Annotated in this window: 18 protein-coding genes, 4 tRNA genes and 1 other RNA gene; 10 read left to right on the top strand and 13 right to left on the bottom strand. The window is 78.1% G+C overall.

Annotated features, from left to right (window positions below):
- Window positions 1–82 precede the first annotated feature (82 nt).
- The 7 genes from ACRYMY_RS09670 to ffs all read right to left on the bottom strand — a co-directional run bounded on the left by ACRYMY_RS09670 (window position 83) and on the right by ffs (window position 7,861).
- Entirely contained in the window at window positions 83–1,432 is a 1,350-nt protein-coding gene (locus ACRYMY_RS09670; RefSeq protein WP_432547046.1) for a M14 family zinc carboxypeptidase, read from the bottom strand.
- 175 nt (window positions 1,433–1,607) lie between these two features.
- Window positions 1,608–2,687 (bottom strand): aspartate-semialdehyde dehydrogenase, encoded by a 1,080-nt coding sequence (locus tag ACRYMY_RS09665; RefSeq protein ID WP_432547045.1) that lies wholly within the window; start codon window positions 2,685–2,687, stop codon window positions 1,608–1,610.
- Entirely contained in the window at window positions 2,684–3,976 is a 1,293-nt protein-coding gene (locus tag ACRYMY_RS09660; protein ID WP_432547044.1) for an aspartate kinase, read from the bottom strand. Before ACRYMY_RS09660 ends, ACRYMY_RS09665 begins: the two co-directional genes overlap by 4 nt.
- 79 nt (window positions 3,977–4,055) lie before the next feature.
- Window positions 4,056–4,652: a DUF5063 domain-containing protein gene (locus ACRYMY_RS09655; RefSeq protein WP_432547043.1), complete on the bottom strand. Its 597-nt coding sequence runs from the start codon at window positions 4,650–4,652 to the stop codon at window positions 4,056–4,058.
- On the bottom strand, window positions 4,645–5,244 hold the full coding sequence (gene recR / locus ACRYMY_RS09650; protein WP_432547042.1) for a recombination mediator RecR: 600 nt from the start codon (window positions 5,242–5,244) through the stop codon (window positions 4,645–4,647). The genes ACRYMY_RS09655 and recR overlap by 8 nt, the downstream gene beginning before the upstream one ends.
- 83 nt (window positions 5,245–5,327) lie before the next feature.
- Window positions 5,328–7,700, bottom strand: a complete 2,373-nt coding sequence (locus ACRYMY_RS09645; RefSeq protein ID WP_432547041.1) for a DNA polymerase III subunit gamma and tau — start codon at window positions 7,698–7,700, stop codon at window positions 5,328–5,330.
- Between the two features lie 64 nt (window positions 7,701–7,764).
- An RNA gene (ffs, locus tag ACRYMY_RS09640) (signal recognition particle sRNA small type) lies at window positions 7,765–7,861 on the bottom strand.
- Window positions 7,862–7,992: 131 nt separating this feature from the next.
- Between ffs and ACRYMY_RS09635 the strand changes: the two genes are divergently transcribed.
- From ACRYMY_RS09635 to ACRYMY_RS09625, 3 genes are all read left to right on the top strand, one after another.
- Window positions 7,993–8,077, top strand: a tRNA-Ser gene (locus ACRYMY_RS09635).
- A gap of 105 nt (window positions 8,078–8,182) precedes the next feature.
- Window positions 8,183–8,482 (top strand): type II toxin-antitoxin system VapB family antitoxin, encoded by a 300-nt coding sequence (locus ACRYMY_RS09630; RefSeq protein ID WP_369052630.1) that lies wholly within the window; start codon window positions 8,183–8,185, stop codon window positions 8,480–8,482.
- Window positions 8,483–8,497: 15 nt separating this feature from the next.
- Entirely contained in the window at window positions 8,498–9,160 is a 663-nt protein-coding gene (locus ACRYMY_RS09625; protein WP_432547040.1) for a LytR C-terminal domain-containing protein, read from the top strand.
- A gap of 78 nt (window positions 9,161–9,238) precedes the next feature.
- Here the strand turns inward: ACRYMY_RS09625 and ACRYMY_RS09620 are convergent.
- The 3 genes from ACRYMY_RS09620 to ACRYMY_RS09610 form a co-directional block, all read right to left on the bottom strand.
- A tRNA-Ser gene (locus ACRYMY_RS09620) sits at window positions 9,239–9,325 on the bottom strand.
- Window positions 9,326–9,403: 78 nt separating this feature from the next.
- A complete protein-coding gene (locus ACRYMY_RS09615; protein WP_432547049.1) occupies window positions 9,404–9,877 on the bottom strand; it encodes a nucleoside deaminase in 474 nt (157 codons plus the stop codon).
- Window positions 9,874–10,449 carry a tRNA adenosine deaminase-associated protein gene (locus ACRYMY_RS09610; RefSeq protein WP_432547039.1) on the bottom strand — a complete coding sequence of 192 codons (576 nt, stop codon included), beginning with the start codon at window positions 10,447–10,449 and terminating at the stop codon, window positions 9,874–9,876. Before ACRYMY_RS09610 ends, ACRYMY_RS09615 begins: the two co-directional genes overlap by 4 nt.
- Window positions 10,450–10,547: 98 nt before the next feature.
- Here ACRYMY_RS09610 and upp point away from each other — a divergent pair, with 98 nt between their 5' ends.
- The 3 genes from upp (at window position 10,548) to ACRYMY_RS09595 (ending at window position 12,235) form a co-directional block, all read left to right on the top strand.
- Entirely contained in the window at window positions 10,548–11,183 is a 636-nt protein-coding gene (upp, locus tag ACRYMY_RS09605; protein ID WP_432547038.1) for a uracil phosphoribosyltransferase, read from the top strand.
- Between the two features lie 145 nt (window positions 11,184–11,328).
- Window positions 11,329–11,493, top strand: coding sequence for a hypothetical protein (locus ACRYMY_RS09600; protein WP_369052625.1), 165 nt, complete (start codon window positions 11,329–11,331; stop codon window positions 11,491–11,493).
- A 28-nt stretch (window positions 11,494–11,521) separates the two neighbouring features.
- Complete coding sequence (locus ACRYMY_RS09595) at window positions 11,522–12,235, top strand: PH domain-containing protein (RefSeq protein ID WP_432547037.1); 714 nt, start codon at window positions 11,522–11,524, stop codon at window positions 12,233–12,235.
- Window positions 12,236–12,339: 104 nt separating this feature from the next.
- On the opposite strand, the gene ACRYMY_RS09590 is transcribed toward ACRYMY_RS09595, so the two are convergent.
- The 3 genes from ACRYMY_RS09590 to ACRYMY_RS09580 all read right to left on the bottom strand — a co-directional run bounded on the left by ACRYMY_RS09590 (window position 12,340) and on the right by ACRYMY_RS09580 (window position 14,045).
- Window positions 12,340–12,966, bottom strand: coding sequence for an Lsr2 family DNA-binding protein (locus ACRYMY_RS09590; RefSeq protein ID WP_432547036.1), 627 nt, complete (start codon window positions 12,964–12,966; stop codon window positions 12,340–12,342).
- A gap of 749 nt (window positions 12,967–13,715) precedes the next feature.
- A tRNA-Arg gene (locus tag ACRYMY_RS09585) sits at window positions 13,716–13,788 on the bottom strand.
- A 166-nt stretch (window positions 13,789–13,954) separates the two neighbouring features.
- A tRNA-Ser gene (locus tag ACRYMY_RS09580) sits at window positions 13,955–14,045 on the bottom strand.
- Window positions 14,046–14,219: 174 nt separating this feature from the next.
- Here ACRYMY_RS09580 and ACRYMY_RS09575 point away from each other — a divergent pair.
- The 4 genes from ACRYMY_RS09575 (at window position 14,220) to ACRYMY_RS09560 (ending at window position 19,745) form a co-directional block, all read left to right on the top strand.
- The gene (locus ACRYMY_RS09575; RefSeq protein ID WP_432547035.1) at window positions 14,220–16,214 is read left to right on the top strand and encodes a penicillin-binding transpeptidase domain-containing protein; all 1,995 of its coding nucleotides are present in this window, start codon (window positions 14,220–14,222) and stop codon (window positions 16,212–16,214) included.
- Between the two features lie 425 nt (window positions 16,215–16,639).
- Window positions 16,640–17,770 (top strand): septum site-determining protein Ssd, encoded by a 1,131-nt coding sequence (gene ssd / locus ACRYMY_RS09570; RefSeq protein ID WP_432547034.1) that lies wholly within the window; start codon window positions 16,640–16,642, stop codon window positions 17,768–17,770.
- Complete coding sequence (locus ACRYMY_RS09565) at window positions 17,767–19,020, top strand: TadA family conjugal transfer-associated ATPase (protein WP_432547033.1); 1,254 nt, start codon at window positions 17,767–17,769, stop codon at window positions 19,018–19,020. The genes ssd and ACRYMY_RS09565 overlap by 4 nt, the downstream gene beginning before the upstream one ends.
- The gene (locus ACRYMY_RS09560; protein WP_432547032.1) at window positions 19,017–19,745 is read left to right on the top strand and encodes a hypothetical protein; all 729 of its coding nucleotides are present in this window, start codon (window positions 19,017–19,019) and stop codon (window positions 19,743–19,745) included. The genes ACRYMY_RS09565 and ACRYMY_RS09560 overlap by 4 nt, the downstream gene beginning before the upstream one ends.
- Window positions 19,746–19,755: the final 10 nt, after the last annotated feature.

The raw sequence follows: 19,755 nt of genomic DNA, 5'->3' as shown, positions 1-19,755 counted from the left end.
AAATTATAAAAAACAACACCCCCCCCGGGCACCCCCGCCCCCCCCCCCCGCCCCCCCCCCCCCCGGCGCCCCCGGGCACCGGTCAGGCGCAGGGGACCGCTGCACCCACGGTCAGCCCGTACTGGGCGCGCTCGTCGAGGAGCAGGTGCACGAGGTCGCGGCCCTCCTGGGCGGTGGGGACGACGACACCGCCGTCACCGGCCGGCTCGGTGCGCAGCCCGTGCAGGGCGAGCACGTCGGCGGTGGCCGCGGCCTGGCCGGCGTCCAGGCGGTACCCGCACGGGGGTGCGAGGTCCACCTCGTCCGGGTCGGGCAGTTCGTTGTCCGCGCCGGCGAACGCGACCGGCGTCCGCACGGCCGCGCTGCGGGCCGCGGACGCCGCCGTCGCGTCGGCGATCTCCGCGCGCCGTTCGGCGACCAGGCCGAGGGTGGCGCGGGCAGCGGTCAGCTGGGTGCTCACCCGCCGCTGGTTCAGCAGCGCTGGGTTCTGCTCCTCCAGCGCGTCCGCCGGGGCGTTGCTGGCCTCCACGAGGATGCCGAGGCTGTGCTTGAGGCCCGTGGTGTTGCGCAGGATGCGCTCCTGCCCGTCACCCGCGCGCTGGGCGTACACGTTCCCGTCGGGGTCGTAGCGGTACCCGTAGATCCCCGTGGAGTTCCCCGTGGCGGCGACCGCGGGCAGCACCGCGTCCTCGGTCAGGACCACCGACAGGTCGTGCACGCGCTCGTCGACGTTGCGGTTGCGCGGCCACAGCGCGATGAGGTCCCGGTCGTAGGTGCCCGGCGTGGGCCCGTACTCGTGCAGGTCGTGCACGACGTCGGGGCGCAGGTCGCGGATCAGCGCGGCCAGCGCCCGACCCTCCTCGGTCTCCAGCAGCAGGTGGTCGCGGTTGATGTCCAACCCCAGGCTGTTCTCCCGCGTGTCCGCGGCCACCCCGTCGGGGTTGACCGTCGGCACGAGCAGGACCGTGGTGCGCCGCAGGAGGTCCAGCGTCGCGGGGTCGGTCGTCGCGGCGAGGTCGCGGGCCAGCGACAGGCACGCCTCGCGGCCGCTGGGCTCGTCCCCGTGCTGGGTGCAGCTGAACAGCACCGAGCTGCCGCGGGCGATCGCGGCCGGGTCGGCGGTGGCGCCGACGGTGACCAGCTGCACGGGCCGCCCCTGGGCGGTGCGGGTCAGCTCGGTGACGGTGAGGCGCTCGCTGCTCTCGTCGAGGGCGGCCAGGAAGCGCTGCTCCTCCTCCAGCGTGGTCCAGGCGGCGCCGCCGCTCAGCTCGAAGCCGGTGCGCAGCCCGCCGGTGACGGCGGGGGCGGGCAGGGCGGGGGACGCGGCGGTGGCGGGGGCGGCCGCCGAGGGGGCGGCGACGGCGGTCACCGCGCCGCCGGTGAGGAGGGCGCCCGTCAGGGCGAGGGCCAGGCAGCGGGTGCGTCGGTGCACGGAGCGGCTCCTGTGAGATCTCGGTGTCACGGCTGTGTGACGAGTGGGGCACATGCGACCACGAGCCGTGCTCGACCACAACCCCCCCGTGAGGGACCGGTGTCGCGGGACCACGTCCCGGACGCGCGACGGCCCGCCCCCCGGTGGTGGGGAGCGGGCCGTCGGCGCGGGCGGTTCAGGCGGTGAGCTCGGCGGCCACCAGTTCCGCGATCTGCGCGGTGTTCAGCGCGGCGCCCTTGCGCAGGTTGTCGCCGCACACGAACAGGTCGAGCGTGTTCGGGAAGTCCAGCGCCTGCCGGATCCGCCCGACGACCGTCGGGTCGCCGCCCACGGTGCGCGCCGGCGAGGGGAACACGCCGTTCGCCAGGTCGTCCTGCACGTCCACGCTCGGCGCGGCCTCCAGCGCGGCGCGGGCCTCGGCGACGCTGACGTCGGAGGCGAACGTCGCGTGCACCGCGAGGGAGTGCGTCGTCAGCACCGGCACCCGCACGCAGGTGGCGGACACCTTCAGGTCCGGGATGCCGAGGATCTTGCGGGACTCGTTGCGGACCTTCAGCTCCTCGCTGGTCCAGCCGTCGTCCTTCAACGACCCCGCGACCGGGATGACGTTGAGGACGAGGTTCTCCTGGAACGGCGAGTCCTCGCCGAGCTTGGCGGTCACCGCGGCGGCGGTGTCCCCCGAGCGCTGGCCGAGCGTGCGCTGGCCGGCGACGACCTCCAGCTCGTCGTACAGCCGGTCCACGCCGGGCTGCCCCGCGCCGGAGGCGGCCTGGTAGCTGGCGACGACGAGCTCGGTCAGCTGCCACTTGTCGTGCAGGGCGCCGAGGGCGTCCATCATCGTCAGGGTCGTGCAGTTCGGGTTGGCGATGATGCCCTTGGGGCGGTTCCGCGCCGCCGCGCCGTTCACCTCGGGCACGACCAGCGGGACGTCGGGGTCCATCCGGAACGCGCCGGAGTTGTCCACGGCGACCGCGCCGCGCTCGGCGGCCACGGGCGCCCACTGCGCCGACACCTCGTCCGGCACGTCGAACATCGCCACGTCCACGCCGTCGAAGACCTCCGGCGACAGCGCCCGCACCACGACGTCCTCGCCGCGCACGCGCAGGACCTTGCCCGCCGACCGCGGCGAGGCCACCAGGCGGATCTCGCCCCACACGTCGGGCCGCTCCGACAGGATCCCCAGCATCACCGAGCCGACGGCGCCGGTGGCGCCGACGACGGCCAGGGTGGGCTTGCGGGTGGTCGTCTCGCTCATCGTCCCGTCCCTCCGTAGACCACGGCCTCCGCCTCGGCGTCCAGCGCGAACGCGGTGTGCACCGCGCGCACCGCGTCGTCGAGCTGGTCGGCGCGCGTCACGACGGAGATGCGGATCTCCGACGTGCTGATCATCTCCATGTTGATGCGCTGCGCGCCCAGGGCGTCGAAGAACTTCGCCGACACCCCCGGGTGCGAGCGCATCCCGACGCCGATCAGCGACACCTTGCCGATCTGGTCGTCGTACTCCAGCCGCTCGAAGCCGATCGAGGACTTCACCTTCTCCAGCGCCGCGGTGGCCGTCTGGCCCTCCGCCTTGGGCAGCGTGAAGGAGATGTCGGTGCGGCCGCTGGCACCGATCTGGTTGTTCTGCACGATCATGTCGATGTTGATCTCGGCCTCGGCCACCGCGGTGAAGATGGCGGCCGCGGTGCCCGGGGTGTCCGGCACGCCCACGACGGTGATCTTCGCCTCGCTGCGGTCGTGCGCGACACCGGAGATGATCGGCTGTTCCACGGGTTCCTCCGAGGCGGTCTGGCTGAGGGCGGCGGGCACGGGGGCGTCGGTCACCCACGTCCCCTCGTGCGGGCTGAAGGAGCTGCGCACGTGGATCGGCAGGTCGTAGTTCCGGGCGTACTCCACGCAGCGCAGCATGAGGATCTTCGCGCCGCAGGCCGCCATCTCCAGCATCTCCTCGCTGGAGATGCGGCTGATCTTGCGGGCCGCCGGGACGATGCGCGGGTCGGCGGTGAACACGCCGTCGACGTCGGAGTAGATCTCGCAGACGTCGGCGCCCAGCGCGGCGGCCAGCGCCACCGCCGTCGTGTCCGAGCCGCCGCGGCCCAGCGTGGTGATGTCCTTGGTGTCCTGGCTGACGCCCTGGAAGCCGGCGACGATCGCGATGGCGCCCTCGTCGAGCGCGGAGCGGATCCGGCCGGGCGTCACGTCGATGATGCGGGCCTTGCCGTGGGCGGAGTCGGTGATGACCCCGGCCTGCGAGCCGGTGAACGAGCGCGCCTCCAGGCCCAGGTTGGAGATCGCCATCGCCAGCACGGCCATCGAGATGCGCTCGCCGGAGGTGAGCAGCATGTCCAGCTCGCGCGCCGGCGGCATCGGGGAGACCTGCTCGGCGAGGTCGATCAGCTCGTCGGTGGTGTCGCCCATCGCCGAGACGACGACGACGACCTCGTGCCCGGCGCGCTTGGTGTCCGCGATGCGCCGCGCGACGCGCTTGACGCCGTCCGCGTCCGCGACGGAGGAGCCGCCGTACTTCTGCACCACGAGAGCCACGACGGGCGATCCTACCGATCGCGCCGGACCGGTCCGCGCGCCCGGTCCTCGGTCCGCGCGGGCCGCGGAGGCACGGTGCTCAGGGGTGCAGGGCGTCGAACTCCGCGTCGGAGGCGGTCTCGGCGTCCACGTCCAGGCGCAGGTGGCCCAGCAGCGACTGCAGCACGCGCAGCGCGGCGGTCGCCCGCAGCCCCCACGTCGACAGGTAGGAGAACTGCCACCACCACAGCGCCTCGGTGACGTCGCCGCGCTCGTGGTGGCGCAGGCCGTGGACGAGGTCGGCGGCCACCGAGGCCAGGTCGTCGGACAGCGCGCCGCGCACCAGCTTCGCGTTCGTCAGCGGGTCCACGACGTCGGCGTAGTCGTCGACCCCGTCCAGGACGTTGGCCAGGCCCGTGCGCAGCGGGTCGACGTCGGGGTCGGGCCCGGCGTCCGGCTCGAAGCGCCGCGCGGGCACCACGTCGGCCACGGCGCCCAGCCGCGCGCCCGTCACGAGCGCCTGGCTGACAGCCAGCAGCAGCACCGACAGCGCCGTCTCGTCCATCCGCCCGGCCGCGACCTCGGTCACCGCGTCGAGGTAGGCGCGCGCCTCGGCGGCCGTCGCGTCGGCCAGCTCCGCCCACTCCCCGGCGCCGGCCGGCGCCCCGTGCGTCCCCCGCGTCCCCTGCTCAGCCATCGAGCGACCTCCGTCCTGCGAACGCCCGTCCGAGCGTCACCTCGTCGGCGTACTCCAGGTCGCCCCCCACGGGCAACCCCGAGGCCAGCCGCGTCACCCTCAGCCCCATGGGCCGCAGCAGGCGCGCCAGGTAGGTGGCGGTCGCCTCGCCCTCGAGGTTGGGGTCGGTGGCGATGATCGTCTCGGTCACCTCGCCGGAGGACAGCCGGCCCAGCAGCTCGCGCACGCGCAGGTCGTCCGGGCCGACGCCCTCCATCGGGCTGATCGCGCCGCCCAGGACGTGGTAGCGGCCGCGGAACTCGCGGGTGCGCTCGATGGCGACGACGTCCTTGGACTCCTCCACGACGCAGATGACGCTGGCGTCGCGGCGCGGGTCCCGGCAGACGCGGCACAGCTGCTCCTGGGCGACGTTGCCGCACACCTCGCAGAAGCGGACCTTGCTCTTGACCTCGACGAGGACCTCCGCGAGGCGGCGCACGTCGCCCGGCTCGGCGGCCAGCAGGTGGAACGCGATGCGCTGGGCGCTCTTGGGGCCGACGCCCGGCAGCTTGCCGAGCTCGTCGATGAGGTCCTGGACGACGCCTTCGTACACGTGGTGAGCCTACGGGCCGGGTACGACGCCGAGCGCTCCCGCGCGGCGGACGCCCCCTGATCCTCCGCACCTCCCGCCGGCGCTCACCGGCCGTCGTCGGTCGAGATGACCGTGCCGCCGAGGATCTGCTCGACGACGGCCGCGCCGACCAACCGGGAGTCGTCGGCGTCCTCGTCGTCGCGGCTCGGGGTGTCCTCGGCGGCGGGGGCCGCGGGGACCGCCGGCGCCCGCTCCGGTGCCCGCTCCTGCGCGGGCCGGGCGGGCCGTGCCCGGCCCGCGGGCGCCCGGTCGTCCGCGGCCGGCGCCGGCGCGCCGTCGGACTGCGGCGCGGGCGACCGGCGCGGTGCGGACAGCAGCTCCTCGCCGGGGTCCTCGATCGGCTCCTCCGGCGGCACCCAGCCGTCGTCGGCCGGCGGCGGGGCAGCGGCTGCCGGGGCGGACGGTGCGCGGGAGGGGGCCCGGCCACCGGGCACCGCGGGCCCGCCGGCGCGGGCCGACGGGCGCTCGGCGGGCCCGCCCCGGCCCGCGGCGGCCTCGGGTGCGGCGGGAGCGGGGGTCGGCGGGGCGGCGGGGGGCGCCGGGCGCGACCACTCCTGCGAGGAGGGGCGCCGGGCCCGCGCCGGCCGGCCGCCGCGCGCGCCAGCGCCGCCCCGCCCCGCGGCCCCGCCGGCGCCGTCCAGGCCGGGCGCGGTGGCCTGCACGGTCGCCTCGATGCCGGTGACGTCCAGCAGCGCCTCGGCGACGAACCCGGGGTGGCTGCCGCGGGTGAACGCCGACGCCAGGCCGGCGGTCGTGAAGTGCAGCGTCAGGACGCCGCCGCGGCAGTCGGCCACCGTGGCGTTCTCGCTGACCAGCGACCACGTCGTGCGCTTGAGGGCGAACAGCGCGCCGAGCACGTCGGTCCACAGGCGGCGCACCGTCTCGCCCTCGCCGGTGCCCGGCACCGTCGGGGCCGGAGCCTGGGCGGCGTCGGCGGTGGTGCTGCCGGCGGGGGGTGCGGCGTCCGGCGCCGGGCCGGCCGCGACCGGTGCGCCCGGCGTCCGCGCGACGGGCCACCCGCCCCGCTCGGCGGCGGCCGGTTCCGCGGGGGCGGCCTCCGCCGGCGCTGCGGGGACGGCTGCGGCGGGCGGCGCCGCGGCGGGCGCCTCGTCCGCGGGCGCGGGGCGGGTGGCTGCGGGGGAGGGCGCCTCGTCCGCGGGCGCGGGCGCGGGAGCGGCGGGCGGCTCCGCGGCGCGCGCGGGCAGCGGCGCCGCCGGAGCGGGGGCGGCCGCGACGGACGGGGCGCCCGGCAGCGGCAGGCCGGTGCTCAGCCGCCGCTCGATGCGCTCCACGCGCGGGGCCAGCCCGCCGTCCGGGTCGGCGCCCGGCAGCAGCAGCCGCGCGCACAGCAGCTCCAGCTGCAGCCGCGGCGACGTCGCGCCCGTCATCTGCTCCAGGCCCGCGGCGACGACGTCGGCCGCGCGGGAGGTCCCGGCCCGCCCCAGGTGCGCGGCCTGCGCGCGCAGGCGGTCCAGCTGGTCCTCGGGCAGCCCGAGCGCGTGCCCGGCCTCCTCGCCCACGGCCGCGACGACGACCAGGTCGCGCAGCCGCTGCAGCAGGTCGTCGGCGAAGCGGCGCGGCTCCTGGCCGGAGTCCACGACGCGCTCGACGACGCGGAAGACCGTCGCCGCGTCCCCGGCCGCGAGGGCCTCCACGACGTCGTCCAGCAGCGCGGCGTGCGTGTACCCCAGCAGCGCCACCGCCAGGTCGTAGGTGACGCCCTCGTCCCCGGCGCCGGCGATCAGCTGGTCCAGCACGGACAGGGAGTCGCGGACCGACCCGCCGCCCGCGCGGACCACCAGCGGCAGGACGCCCTTGCCGACCTGCACGCCCTCGCGGCCCGCCAGCTCGGTCAGGTAGGTGGTCAGCGTGGCCGGCGGCACCAGCCGGAACGGGTAGTGGTGGGTGCGCGAGCGGATGGTCGTCAGGACCTTGTCCGGCTCGGTGGTCGCGAAGACGAACTTCACGTGCGGCGGCGGCTCCTCCACCGTCTTCAGCAGCGCGTTGAAGCCCTGCGGGGAGACCATGTGCGCCTCGTCGACGATGAACACCTTGAAGCGGTCGCGCGCGGGGGCGAACGTCGCCCGCTCGCGCAGGTCGCGGGCGTCGTCGACGCCGCCGTGGCTGGCCGCGTCGATCTCGACGACGTCGACGCTGCCGGGGCCGCCGCGGGCCAGGCTCGTGCACGACTCGCACACCCCGCAGGGCGTCGGGGTCGGGCCCTGGGCGCAGTTCAGGCAGCGGGCCAGGATGCGCGCGCTGGTGGTCTTGCCGCAGCCGCGCGGGCCGGAGAAGAGGTAGGCGTGCGTGACGCGGCCCTTGGCCAGCGCCTGGGACAGCGGCGCGGTGACGTGCTCCTGCCCGATGACCTCCGCGAAGCTCTGGGGCCGGTAGCGGCGGTACAGGGCGGTCGTCACAGCACCGAGGCTAACCGCCGGACCCGACACGACCCAGACCCCCGCGGGCGGGGGAGGGGTGGACGTGAGGGACCCCCCGTGCACCCGCCAGAGCCCACCTACCCTTGCTGCCTTCCGGCCCTGGGGGGGTTCAGCGGGGTGACGCCGCACGAGGGGTCTGCCCAGCACTGTACGGGCCGTCCCGACCCAGGCCAAACCCGACCGCGGCCCGTGCCCGGACGTGCTCGCGGTCGCGGGGCGGGACGCGCCCGCGTCGTCGGCACCCCCGGCGGGGCGCTACGCTGGGAGCCCTGGAGGATTCGCCTAGTGGCCTATGGCGCACGCTTGGAAAGCGTGTTGGGTTAACGCCCTCGCGGGTTCAAATCCCGCATCCTCCGCGGCCGACGGCCCGTCCCGGTGCTCCCGGGGCGGGCCGTCGTCGTCCCGGCCCTCCCGTGCGTCCTCCCGCCCGCCGGGCCGTCCAGCGCCTAGACTCCCGCGACGTGATCTTCCAGGCCGTCGGCGAGGGGCGCCCCTACCCCGACCACGGGTTCAGCACCCCGGCCCAGTGGGCCGACGTCGCGCCGCGGCAGGTGCGCCTGTGCGAGCTGACGACGACCAAGCGGACCCTGGACCTCGAGGCGCTGCTGGCGGAGGACTCCACGTTCTACGGCGACCTGTTCGCGCACGTGGTCTCCTGGCGCGGACGGCTCTACCTCGAGGACGGGCTGCACCGCGCCGTGCGGGCGGCCCTGCACCAGCGACAGGTGCTGCACGCCCGCGTCCTCGTGCTGCCGGACTGAGCGGGAGGGGCGGACGTGGACGAGCGGCGGGAGGGCGGCGGCGCCCCGGACGACGCGCGCCGGGACGAGCGCGGGGACCAGCTCGACGATCAGCGCGACGACCTGGACGAGGACCAGCGCGACGACCTGGACGAGGTGGCCGTCGAGGAGGAGCTGTCGCGGCGCCGGCACCGCCGGCTCGTGCGCCAGCGCGTCGTGTTCGCCGTCGTGGTGGTCGCCGTCCTCGCCACGGGCGGGGTCGCCGCCCTCGTGGCCACCGACCGGATCCCCGCGGCGCTGCGCCCGACGCCGTCCGCGTCCCCCGCGGGCGCCGACCCTGCCTGCGCACCGGCCGACCCGGCGCTGGTCGCGCCCGCCGACGTCACCGTGGCCGTCCTCAACAGCACCGGGCGGCGCGGGCTGGCCGCGGGGGTCGCCGCCGAGCTGCGCACCCGCGGCTTCGTCGTCAGCGACGTCGCCAACGCCGCCGAGCCGGCCGGGCCGGTGACCGCGGTCGTGCGCCACCCCCCGCAGCTGCTGGAGCCGGCGCGCGCGGTGGTCGCGCGCGTCCCGGGCGCCCAGCTGGCCGAGGACCCCGAGGTGGGCGTCGTCGAGCTCGTCCTCGGCGACGCCTACGCGGAGCTGGCCCCCGAGGACGCCCTGCAGCCGCCGCCGGCGCCGCTGCCGCCCGGCTGCTGACGCGCCGCCGCCGGCGGGCACGACAGCGGGGACGACGAGGGCCCCCGGCGCTCGCGCCGGGGGCCCTCGTCCTTCGAGCGGTGGCGGTGGGATTTGAACCCACGGAGGAGTCGCCCCCTCACACGCTTTCGAGGCGTGCTCCTTAGGCCGCTCGGACACACCACCGCGGACAACCTTACACGGCGGCCACCGGTCGCCGTGACCGCCGCCGCACCCGCCGGCGCGGTGCCCGGGCGGGCCCGCTCAGGCCCGCCGCGCCGCGAAGAAGGCGTCCAGCAGCTCCCCGCACTCGTCCTCGCGGATCCCGCCGACCACCTCCACCACGTGGTTCAGGCGACGGTCGCGGACCACGTCGCGCAGCGAGCCCGCCGCCCCGAACCGCGGGTCCCACGCGCCCAGCACGAGCCGGTCCACGCGCGCCAGCACCGTCGCCCCCGCGCACATGACGCACGGCTCCAGCGTCACCACGAGGGTGCAGCCGTCCATCCGCCAGCCGCCGCGCGCCCGCGCCGCCGCCCGCAGGGCCAGCACCTCCGCGTGCGCCGTCGGGTCACCGGCCGCCTCGCGCTCGTTGCGACCCGCGCCGAGGACCTCGCCGTCCGGACCGACGACGACCGCGCCCACGGGCACGTCGTCCGTCGCCAGGCACGCCCGCGCCTCCTCCAGCGCCGCTCCCATCCAGCGCAGCCACTCCGGCCGCGGCGCCGGCCCGCTCAGCGCAGCGACTCCAGGACGTCGGCGAACCCCAGCAGCTCCCCGACCTGCACGGTCGCCTCCGCCGGGTCCGCGCCGCTGGCCGACAACCGCAGCAGCACCGGCGCGGGGCAGCCGAGGTCCTCCAGCAGGTGCGGGTCGCCCGCCCACACGTCCTCCTCCGGGACGGCCGGCGCGGCGAGGTCGGCGACGTCCTCCGGCTCGTCGTCGGCCTCGTCCTCCTCGGGACCCGCAGCCTCCTCCGGCTCCTCCGCACCGGCGGAGCCGGGTCGGCGCAGACCGGCGTCGGCGGCGGGGAGTTCCGCGAACAGCTCGGCGAACCGGCTGGAGCCCGCGGCCACGGCGTCGGAGACGAACACGCGCACGTCGTCCTCGCCGCGCCCGTCCCCGCCGGCGCGGACGAGGGCGAACCACTCGTCCTCGCGCTCGAGCACCGCGACGGCCTCCCCGCCGTCCTCGTCGGCCGCGCCGCGCAGCACGTCGCCCAGTTCCTCCGGGGAACCCGCCTGCACGTCCACGTCGACCGCTCGCCAGCCGCCGTCGTCGGGTACCAGGACCGCCGTGAAGTACGCCACGCGCTCATCGTGGCAGCCGCACCGCGCGGCGGGCCAGCGTCCGCGCGCCGCCCGCGGGCGGTGTCCCGGGCACCGCGGCGGCAGTAGGTTCGTCGCCCATGCGCCTGTCCGTCATCGACCACCCCCTCGTCGCCCACAAACTCACCGCGCTGCGCGACCGCGGCACGGACTCCCCGACGTTCCGCCGCCTGGCCGACGAGCTCGTCACGCTGCTCGCCTACGAGGCCACCCGCGACGTGCGGGTGGAACCGCACCCGGTCACCACGCCGGTGTCGCCGACCGTGGGGGTGCGCCTGTCCACCCCCAAGCCGATCGTCGTGCCGATCCTGCGGGCCGGGCTGGGGATGCTCGACGGGATGGTCCGCCTGCTGCCGACCGCCGAGGTCGGGTTCCTCGGGATGATCCGCGACGAGGAGACGCTGCAGGCGACCACGTACGCCAACCGGCTGCCCGACGACCTGTCCGGCCGGCAGTGCTACGTGCTCGACCCGATGCTCGCCACCGGCGGAACGCTCGTCGCCTCCATCACCTACCTGCTCGAGCGCGGCGCGCGGGACGTCACCGCCATCTGCCTGCTCGCCGCCCCCGAGGGCCTGGAGGTCGTGCGCACCGCGTTCGACGACGCGGCGGCCGTCACCGTCGTCACCGCCGCGGTCGACGAGCGCCTCGACTCCTCCGGGTACATCGTCCCGGGCCTGGGCGACGCGGGGGACCGGCTGTACGGGGTCGTCTGAGACTCGTCGGGGACTCGTCCGGGACCCGGCGGCCCGCTCGCCGGTGCCCGGCGGGGGAGATCGTCACCACCCCCCTCGTCGTGCAGGATGAGCCCCGCGCGGGCCTCCCGCGCGGTCACCGGTCCGCACGCAGGAGGGTACGAGCATGAGGTGGCGCAGGGTGCTGTGGTGGGTCCTCGTGGTGTTCGCGCTGTACGCGGTGTACCGGGCGCCCGACCAGGCCGCCGACTTCGTGCGGAGCGTCGGCGAGGCCCTCGGGCAGGTCGTCAGCAGCATCGCCGGCTTCTTCGACGGCGTCCTCACCGGCTGAACCCCGCGTCGTCGAGGAGCGGGTCGCGGTGAGCTGGTGGCGCCGGGCGTTCGTGCGCCGCGCGGGTGAGCTGATCCCCGGGCCGGGCGGCTCGGACCTGCTGCGCGACCTGCCCGCCGAGCAGCCGCCCGACCCGCGCGACGACCGCGGCGACCCGCCCCGCGGCACCCGCCGCCCCGCCCGTCGCGGCGCCGAGCCCGTCGGCGCGGACGTCGGGGACCTGCCGCGGTCGGTGCGCCGGTACGTCCTGCCGAGCGAGCGGCTCGTCGTGGCGGTCCGCCGGCACCCGGCCCGGCTGGCCGAACCGGTCGCCAGCGCCGTCGCCGGGTTCGCGCTGTGGCTGTGGCTGAACCTGGAGCTGCTGGAGGGCACGCCGTTCCTGCCCGACCTCCTGCTCCTGGGCTGGGCGGTGCTGTTCGCGCGCGCGGTGTGGCAGCTGCTGTCCTGGCGGGTCGACTGGTTCGTCGCCACCGACCGCCGCCTCCTGCTGACCTACGGGGTGCTCAACCGCCGCGTCGCGATGATGCCCGTGTCGAAGGTCACGGACATGAGCTACAACCAGTCGCTGCCCGGCCGCCTGCTCGGGTACGGCGAGTTCGTCATGGAGTCCGCCGGGCAGGACCAGGCCCTGCACGACGTCGACTGGCTGCCCGTGCCCGACCAGCTCTACCTCAGCATCGTCGCGGAGATCTTCGGGGTGGACGCCGTGCGCGACGCGCGCAACAAGCTGCGGCGGCGCTGAACGAGCTGCGGCGTCGCTGAGCGCGGGCCGCCGCGGCGCTGCGCCCGGACGACGAACGCCCTCCCCGGCCGGGCCGGGGAGGGCGTTCGCGGTCGCGGGGCGGTTCAGCCCTGGGCGGCGCGGTACTGCTCGATGATGCTGGTGGAGATCGGGCCGCGCGGGGCGACGGCGATCCCGGCGCCGGCCGCCCACTCGCGCACCGCGCGGGCGTCCACGGCGCCGGTGGCCGCGGGGGCCGCCTTCTTCGCGGTGGACTTCTTCGCGGCCGACCTGGCCGTCTTCTTCGCCGGCGCGGTGGCCGGGGCGCTCGCCTCGGGGGCGGGGGTTTCGGCGGGCGCGGCGGGCTCCTCGACCGGGGCGGCGGTCTTCTTCGCCGCGGTCTTCGCGGTGCTCTTCTTCGCGGCCGTCTTCTTCGCCGGGGCGGCCTTCTGCGCGGGGGCGCTCTCCTCGGCGGGAGCGCTCTTCTGCGCCGGCGCGCTCTTCTTGGCCGGGGTGCTCTTCTTGGCCGGGGCGGCGGCGGGAGCGGCCTGCGTGCTGGACAGCGCGGCCGGCAGGTCCTCCCAGCTGACCGAGGTCGCCGGGCGGGAGGTCGAGGGGTTCCAGGAGACGCCGTTCGCGTTCACCGTGAACGTGCCGATGCGGCGGCCGTTGCGCTTGACGGGGATCTCCAGGTCGACACCGCCGACGGGGAGTTCGGTGGCCACCTTCAGCGCGACGTCGTGACTAGCCATGATGAGCTCCGGGGGAGAGGTGACGGGTTGTTCGTTGTCGCCCATGAAACCACAGCGGAGCGCGGGTTCGCGCACCGGAACTGGGCATTCACGGCATTTCCCGCCGTCCGGACCAGCCGTTCTTCCCGTGGTCCCGACCGGTGGTCGCCCGCTGTTCCCGCACGCTGTTCCCGGGCGGTGTCCGGCCGGTTCCCGGCGGCCGCTCGCAGCCGTCGCCCGGCCCCCGTCGGGTGCTCCGGCACCGGTGTTCCGCGCCGGGGTTCCGCGCCGGTGTTCCGCGCCGGTGCTCGGCGGCCCCGTTCCGCGGCCCCGTTGCCGCACCGCCGGCCGGAACTCGACCGGTGGGCGGAAACCACCGCGCGGTGCCCGGACGGCGCCCGCGAGCGGCGCGGCCGGGGGCGGGCGGGGCCGGTGCCCGGCGGGGGAACCGGCCGGGGTTTCCCGGGGGTCCGCCGCGGAGCCCCGGGCGGTGCCGCGGCCGCACCGGGCGGGCGGCGGGAGCACGGGGAGCGCGAGGGGCGTGGTCGCGCGGGGACCGACCGCCGCGCCGGCGTCCCGGGCCCGGGTCTCGGGCCGGGCAGGTGCGGCGGGGCCCGCTCGAGGACGGGGCCCCGGCGGCCGCCGGGCCGGGACGGGCGCCGGACCGGCGCCCGTCGGCGCGGGAAGGGGCCGCCGCCGACGGCAGGAGCGCAGGGCCCCGGAAGCACGAAAGCCGCCCCCCGGGGACGGGGAGCGGCTGATCGCTGCGGTGCGCCCGAAGGGATTCGAACCCCTAACCTTCTGATCCGTAGTCAGATGCTCTATCCGTTGAGCTACGGGCGCGGACGCCGTGCAGTGCGCGGCGACGAGGAAGAGCATAGCGGGTGCGCGGCCCGCTGCCCAATCGGCTGCGGCACAGGGGTCCCGGCGCCGCCGCGGAGGACCGGGAGGCGCCCGGGACGCGACGAGGCCCCGCCCCGCGGGTGCGGGACGGGGCCTCGGCCGAGCGCGGAGGTGGCGGGATTTGAACCCGCGAGGGGGTTGTAGCCCCCAACCCGCTTAGCAGGCGGGCGCCATAGACCGGACTAGGCGACACCTCCGTGGAGCACAGCTCCGTCACCGAGGCTAGCAGCCCCGCACCACCCCGGACGGCCACGCCGGTCCGCCCGACCCGCTGCCGGTCACGGGTCCCCCCGAGGTCCTGCGCAGGTCCTCCCCGGACCCCGCCCGAGCGCCCTCCGCGCCCGCGCCGACCGGCGTGCCAGCATCGCGGCGTGGTCGACGGTGCGCCGGGGGGCGCGGGACGGGGACGGCGCGGGGGAGCGGGACGCGGTCCCGGCCGCCGCGCCGTGGTGGTCGGCGGAGCGGCCGCGGTCGCCGCCGGGGGCGCCGCGGCGTGGGCGCTGAGCCGCGGCGGGGACGGCGGCGAGGGGGCGCGCGCGGCCGCCGACGCGCTGGCCCGCGCGTGGCGGGACGGTCGCCTGGCGGACGCGCCGCTCGACGGCGCCCCCGCCGACCCCGACGCCGAGCTGGCGCGGCTCAGCGGCGGTCTGCCCGCCCCCGTCGTCACCGTCGCCGGGGTCGACACCGAGCGGACCGCAGACGGCAGCGCCAGCGCCCGCCTCGAGGTCGCTTACGACCTCACCGCTGGCCTCGGCGCCCCCGAGGGCTCCGTGTTCGCCCACAGCACGACCGCCCGCCTGACCCGCCTGCCCGACGCGGCGGACGGGGACGCGACCGGCGGCTGGCGCGTGGTCTGGGAGCCCGCGCTCGTCCACCCCGACCTCGCCGGCGGCGCCGTCCTCGCCCTCGAGCGCGCCCTGCCGCCCCGCGCCGACGTCCTCGCCCGCGACGGCAGCCCCGTCGTCACCGCCACCGACGTGGTGATCGTCGGCGTGCAGCCCTCGCGCACCCCCGACGCCACCGCCACCGCCGACCGGCTCGGGCAGCTGCTGGACGTCGACGCGGCCGCCCTCGCCGCCCGCGTGCGCGAGGCGGCCCCGGACGCCTTCGTCACGGTCATCACCCTGCGCCGCACCGACTACGACGCCCAGCGCGAGGACCTGCAGGCCGTGCCCGGGGCGGTCTTCCGCGAGTCCACGCTGCCGCTGGCGCCCACCCGCGCCTTCGCCCGCGCCCTGCTGGGCGGGGTGGGCGAGGTCACCGCCGAGGTCGTCGGGGCCTCCGGCGGGCGCTACCTGCCCGGTGACGTCGGGGGGCGCTCGGGCCTGCAGGCCCGCTACGACGAGCGGCTCGCCGGCCGCGCGGGCGTCGCCGTGCGGGTCACCGGCGGCGACCTCGCCGCGTCGCGGGAGCTGTTCGCCGTCGCCGCCCAGCCGGGCGAACCGGTGCGCACCGGCCTGGAGGCGGACCTGCAGCGGGCCGCGGACGAGGCGCTGGCCGCCGTGGGCTCCGAGTGCGCGCTGGTGGCCGTGGACACCCGCACCGGCGACGTCGTGGCCGTCGCCAACGGCCCCGCCGACGGCGGGGACCGGGCCCTGACCGGCCGCTACCCGCCCGGGTCCACGTTCAAGGTCGTCACCACGCTGGCGCTGCTCGCCCAGGGGCTCGACCCGGCCGAGACGGTGTCCTGCCCGGCGACGTTCACGGTCGACGGCCGCTCCTTCCGCAACTTCGAGGGCGAGGTGCTGGGCGACGTGCCGTTCCGCACCGACTTCGCGCTCTCGTGCAACACGGCCTTCGCCTCCCTCAGCGGCCGGCTCGGCGAGGGCGAGCTGCGCGACGTCGCCGCCCAGCTGGGCGTCGGCGCGCCGTGGGCCACCGGTGTGGACGCCTTCGCCGGGGACGTGCCCGTCACGGAGTCCGCCGTCGACCAGGCCGCCGCGAGCTTCGGGCAGGGCCGCACCCTCGTCAGCCCGCTGGCCGTCGCGGTGATGGCGGCGGGCGTCGCGGCGGGGGAGCCGCGGCTGCCGCGGGTGGTGCTCGACCCGGCGCCGGAGGTCCCTGCGGGCCCCGCCGCGCCCGCGCCCGACCCCGCCGCGCTGGCCGTCCTGGCGGACCTCATGCGCGACGTGGTGACCGGCGGCACGGCCACCGTCCTGGCGGGCGTGCCCGGGGAGCCGGTGCACGCCAAGACCGGCACCGCCGAGCACGGCAGCGGGGACCCGCCGCCCACCCACGCGTGGACGACGGGCTGGCAGGGCCCGCTCGCCTTCGCCGTCTTCGTCGCCGACGGCGCCAGCGGCGGGGGCGTCGCCGCCCCCGTGGCGGCGGACTTCCTGCGCCGCAGCGCCTCCGTCGCCCTCTGAGACGTCGCGGCGGCGAGCTGGGAGCGAGCCGGGAGCGGGGCGCGCGCCGGTCGGGACTCCGTGGCCCCCGCCGGGGGGCGCGCCGCGCGCGACGACACGTCCGCGCGGTGGCCGTGGGGAATTGCCACGGAGGCCGGGTTGGGGTGAAGATGCTGGAGTACGCCCTGTGGGCTACAGACGGGCCCGGCTCATCCCCCCCGAGCCGGACCGTGGACGGCCCCCGCTCCCCCCCAGCGGGGGCCGTCGTCTTTCCCGGCCGTGACGGTCCCGGCCACCTCCCCCGCTCCTGGTCGTGGTCTGCCGCGCCGTGCCCGCGGGGTCCACAGCTCCGCCCGTCCGCCGTCGTCCACACCCCCGCCGACCGGCGCCCGTGCGCCGGGCCCGGCGACGTCCACGGTGTCCCTCCCCGTCCTCGGAGGTGACCCGTGCCCCACGCCCGACCCCCGCGTCCCGGCGGCCCGCCGCCCGCGCGCGAGGCCGTCCTGCTCACCCGCGACGAGGCCCTCGCGGCCGCCGTCACCCGGCTGGCCGGCGCCGCCGGCTGCCCGGTCCGGCACGGCCCCGTCCCGGACGTCCCGGACGTCCCGGCGGCGCTCGTGCTCGCCGGCTCCGACGCCACCGCCGCGCAGGTCGCGGCCGCCCGCGCCGGTGGCGCCGACGTCGTCGTCGTGGGCACCGCGCCGGCGGCCGCCTCGTGGTGGCGGGCGGTCACCGCCCTGGGCGCCGACCACGCGGCCCTGCTGCCCGAGGCCGAGGAGTGGCTGCTGGACCGGCTGGCCGAGGCCGCCGCCGGCCGCGGGGCGCCCGGGCGCGTCGTGGGGGTGGTCGGCGGCACCGGGGGCGCCGGCGCCAGCGTCGTGGCCGCCGCGCTCGCGCTGGCCGCGGCCGGGCACGGGCTCGGCACCCTCCTGCTGGACGCCGACCCGGTCTCGGGCGGCCTGGACCTCCTGCTCGGCGCCGACGAGCTGCCGGGCCTGCGCTGGGGCGACCTGGCCGGGGTCACCGGACGGCTGCGCCCCGACGTCCTCCTGGGCGCCGTCGAGGTGAGCCCGGGCCTGCACCTGCTGGCCGCCGACCGCCACCGGCCGGCCGCGCCGCTGGCCGCCGCGCTGCCGTCGGTGCTCGACGCCGCCCGCCGCGGCTTCGACCTGGCGGTGCTCGACCTGCCCCGCGCGGCACCGCTCGCGGCGGAGGCCGCGGCCGGCTGCGAGGAGCTGCTCGTCGTCGTCCCCGGCACCGCGCGCGGCGCCGCCGCGGCCTGCGCCGTCGTCGACGCGCTCGCACCCGGTGCCGGCACCGCCGTGGCGCTCGTCGGCCGCGCGGCGCCCGCGGGCGCCGCCGGCCTGGACGCGGACACCCTCGCCGAGGTCGTCGGCGCGCCCGTGAGCGCCTGGCTGCGCACCGAGCGCGACCTCGACACCTCGGTCGAGCGCGGGGAGGGCCTGCCGCGCGGGCGCCGCAGCCCGCTGGCCGCCTTCGCCGACAGGTGGGCGCGCGGCCTCGCCGCCGCGGACGCCGGTGCTCCGTCGCGGCGCGCCGCCCCGGTGTCCCGGTGAGCGCCGGCACCGCCGCAGCCGTGCTCGACCCCGGCGTGGTCGCGCGCGTCCGCGACCGCCTCCTCGCCGGAGCCGCCGGGCCGACCGGGCCCGGCGGCGACCCCGCCCTGACCGAGCGGGTGGCCGTCGCCGCGCGCGCCGAGGGCCTCGTCCTGGGCGCGCCCGGCCTGCTGCGGCTCGTCGACGCCGTGCGCGCCGAGCTCACCGGCTGCGGCCGTCTGCAGCCCCTCGTCGAGGCCCCCGGCACCACCGACGTCCTCGTCAACGGCGGCGGCCGCGTCTGGGTGGACGACGGTGGTGGGCTGCGCGCGGCCGCGACGGCGCTGAGCGGGGAGGAGGAGGTGCGCGAGCTGGCGGTGCGCCTGGCCGCCACCGCCGGCCGGCGCCTGGACGACGCGAGCCCCTGGGTGGACGCGCGCCTGCCCGACGGCACCCGCCTGCACGCGGTGCTGCCGCCGCTGACCCCCGAGGGCACCCACCTGAGCCTGCGCGTGCCCGCCCGGCGGCGCTGGTCGCTGACCCAGCTGGAGGCCGCCGGCAGCGTGCCGGCGGCCTGGGGTCCGCTGCTGCGCGCCGTCGTCGCCGGCCGGCTGTCCTACCTCGTCAGCGGCGGCACCGGCACCGGCAAGACGACGCTGCTGCAGGCGCTGCTCGGCGAGGTGGACGGGCGGGAGCGGCTCGTCCTTGTCGAGGACGCCGGCGAGCTGCGGCCCGACCACCCGCACGTGGTCCGCCTGGAGGCCCGCCACGGCAACGTCGAGGGCCGCGGTGCCGTCGGGCTGGACGTCCTCGTGCGCCAGGCCCTGCGGATGCGCCCGGACCGCCTCGTCGTCGGCGAGTGCCGCGGCGCGGAGGTCCTGGAGCTGCTGGCGGCGCTGAACACCGGCCACGCGGGCAGCGCCGGCACCCTGCACGCCAACTCCGCCGCCGACGTCGTGGCGCGCGTGCACGCCCTCGCCGCCGCCGTCGGTGCCCCGGCCGCGGCCGTCGACGCCCAGCTGCTGGCCGGCGTGGACGTCGTCCTGCACACCGGCCGGGCGGGCGGTGCCCGTGCGCTGCTGGAGGTCGCCGTCCTGGAGGACGCCGGCACGGGTGCCGGGCGGGGTGCCCGCGCCGTCCCCGCGCTGACGCGCCGCCCGGACGAGGACGGCGGGGACGCCTGGCGGACCGGTCCCGGCTGGCCGCGGCTGGCCGCCCGGCTGCCCGCCGCGGTCACCGGCCCGCTGGCCGCTGGACGGGGGCGGGCGTGAGCGGCGCGGGTGCGGTCCCGGCCGCGCTGGGCGTCGCCCTCCTCCTCGCGGCGGCCGCCGGGGCCGCCGGGGCCGCCGGGGCACGGCCGCGCACCCGGCCGCGGCGCGGGCCGCGACCGGTGCGGGCGCCGCGGTGGGCGTGGCGGGCGTGGCGGCCGTGGTGGGCGCGGCGGGCGTGGCGGGTCGGGCGGAGCGGCTCGGCTCGGCGGGACCCCGGGGCAGCCGGGCACGACGGTGACCTGCGCGCCGGTGCCCGGCTCGCCGAGCGGGCGGCCGCGCTCCTGGCCGCCGGCGCGGCTCCCGCCGAGGCGTGGGCGCACGCCGCGGGCGGGCCGGCCGGAGACAGCGGTGGGCAGGTCGCCGCAGGGGCGGCGAGCGGCCCGCCGGCCCACGCGCCGCACGCCGTGCGGGCGGCGTGGCTGCTCGCCCGGCGCTGCGGCGCCGCGCCGGCCGCGGTGCTCGAGGTCTGCGCCGCCGGGCTGCACGACGAGGCCGACGCCCGCGCCGCGGTGCGGGTGGCGCTGTCCGGGGCCGCCGTCAGCACCCGCACCGTCTCGCTGCTGCCCCTGCTGGGCCTCGCCCTGGCGGCCGCGCTGGGCGCCCCGCCGTGGCAGGTCCTGCTCGGCTCGCCCGCCGGCCTGCTCTGCGCCGCCGCGGGCGGCGCCCTGCTGTGGGCCGGCCGGGCGTGGAGCGCCCGGCTCGTCCGGTCGGCGCGTGCCTGGTGACGGGCGCCGC

Origin of the sequence: Kineococcus haloalkalitolerans (assembly GCF_050871905.1) — a bacterium.
In the GTDB taxonomy this organism is placed as follows: Bacteria; Actinomycetota; Actinomycetes; order Actinomycetales; family Kineococcaceae; genus Kineococcus.
The sequence above is the reverse complement of the archived record's forward strand: the minus strand, read 5'-3'. Positions and strand labels throughout refer to the sequence as shown.

What these genes read in the sequence shown, in the direction of transcription:
- ACRYMY_RS09665 (WP_432547045.1), bottom strand. Translation starts at nt 2,687, where the DNA reads ATGAGCGAGACGACCACCCGCAAGCCCACCCTGGCCGTCGTCGGCGCC.
- ACRYMY_RS09655 (WP_432547043.1), bottom strand. Translation starts at nt 4,652, where the DNA reads ATGGCTGAGCAGGGGACGCGGGGGACGCACGGGGCGCCGGCCGGCGCC.
- upp (WP_432547038.1), top strand. Translation starts at nt 10,548, where the DNA reads ATGCGCCTGTCCGTCATCGACCACCCCCTCGTCGCCCACAAACTCACC.
- ACRYMY_RS09600 (WP_369052625.1), top strand. Translation starts at nt 11,329, where the DNA reads ATGAGGTGGCGCAGGGTGCTGTGGTGGGTCCTCGTGGTGTTCGCGCTG.
- ACRYMY_RS09590 (WP_432547036.1), bottom strand. Translation starts at nt 12,966, where the DNA reads ATGGCTAGTCACGACGTCGCGCTGAAGGTGGCCACCGAACTCCCCGTC.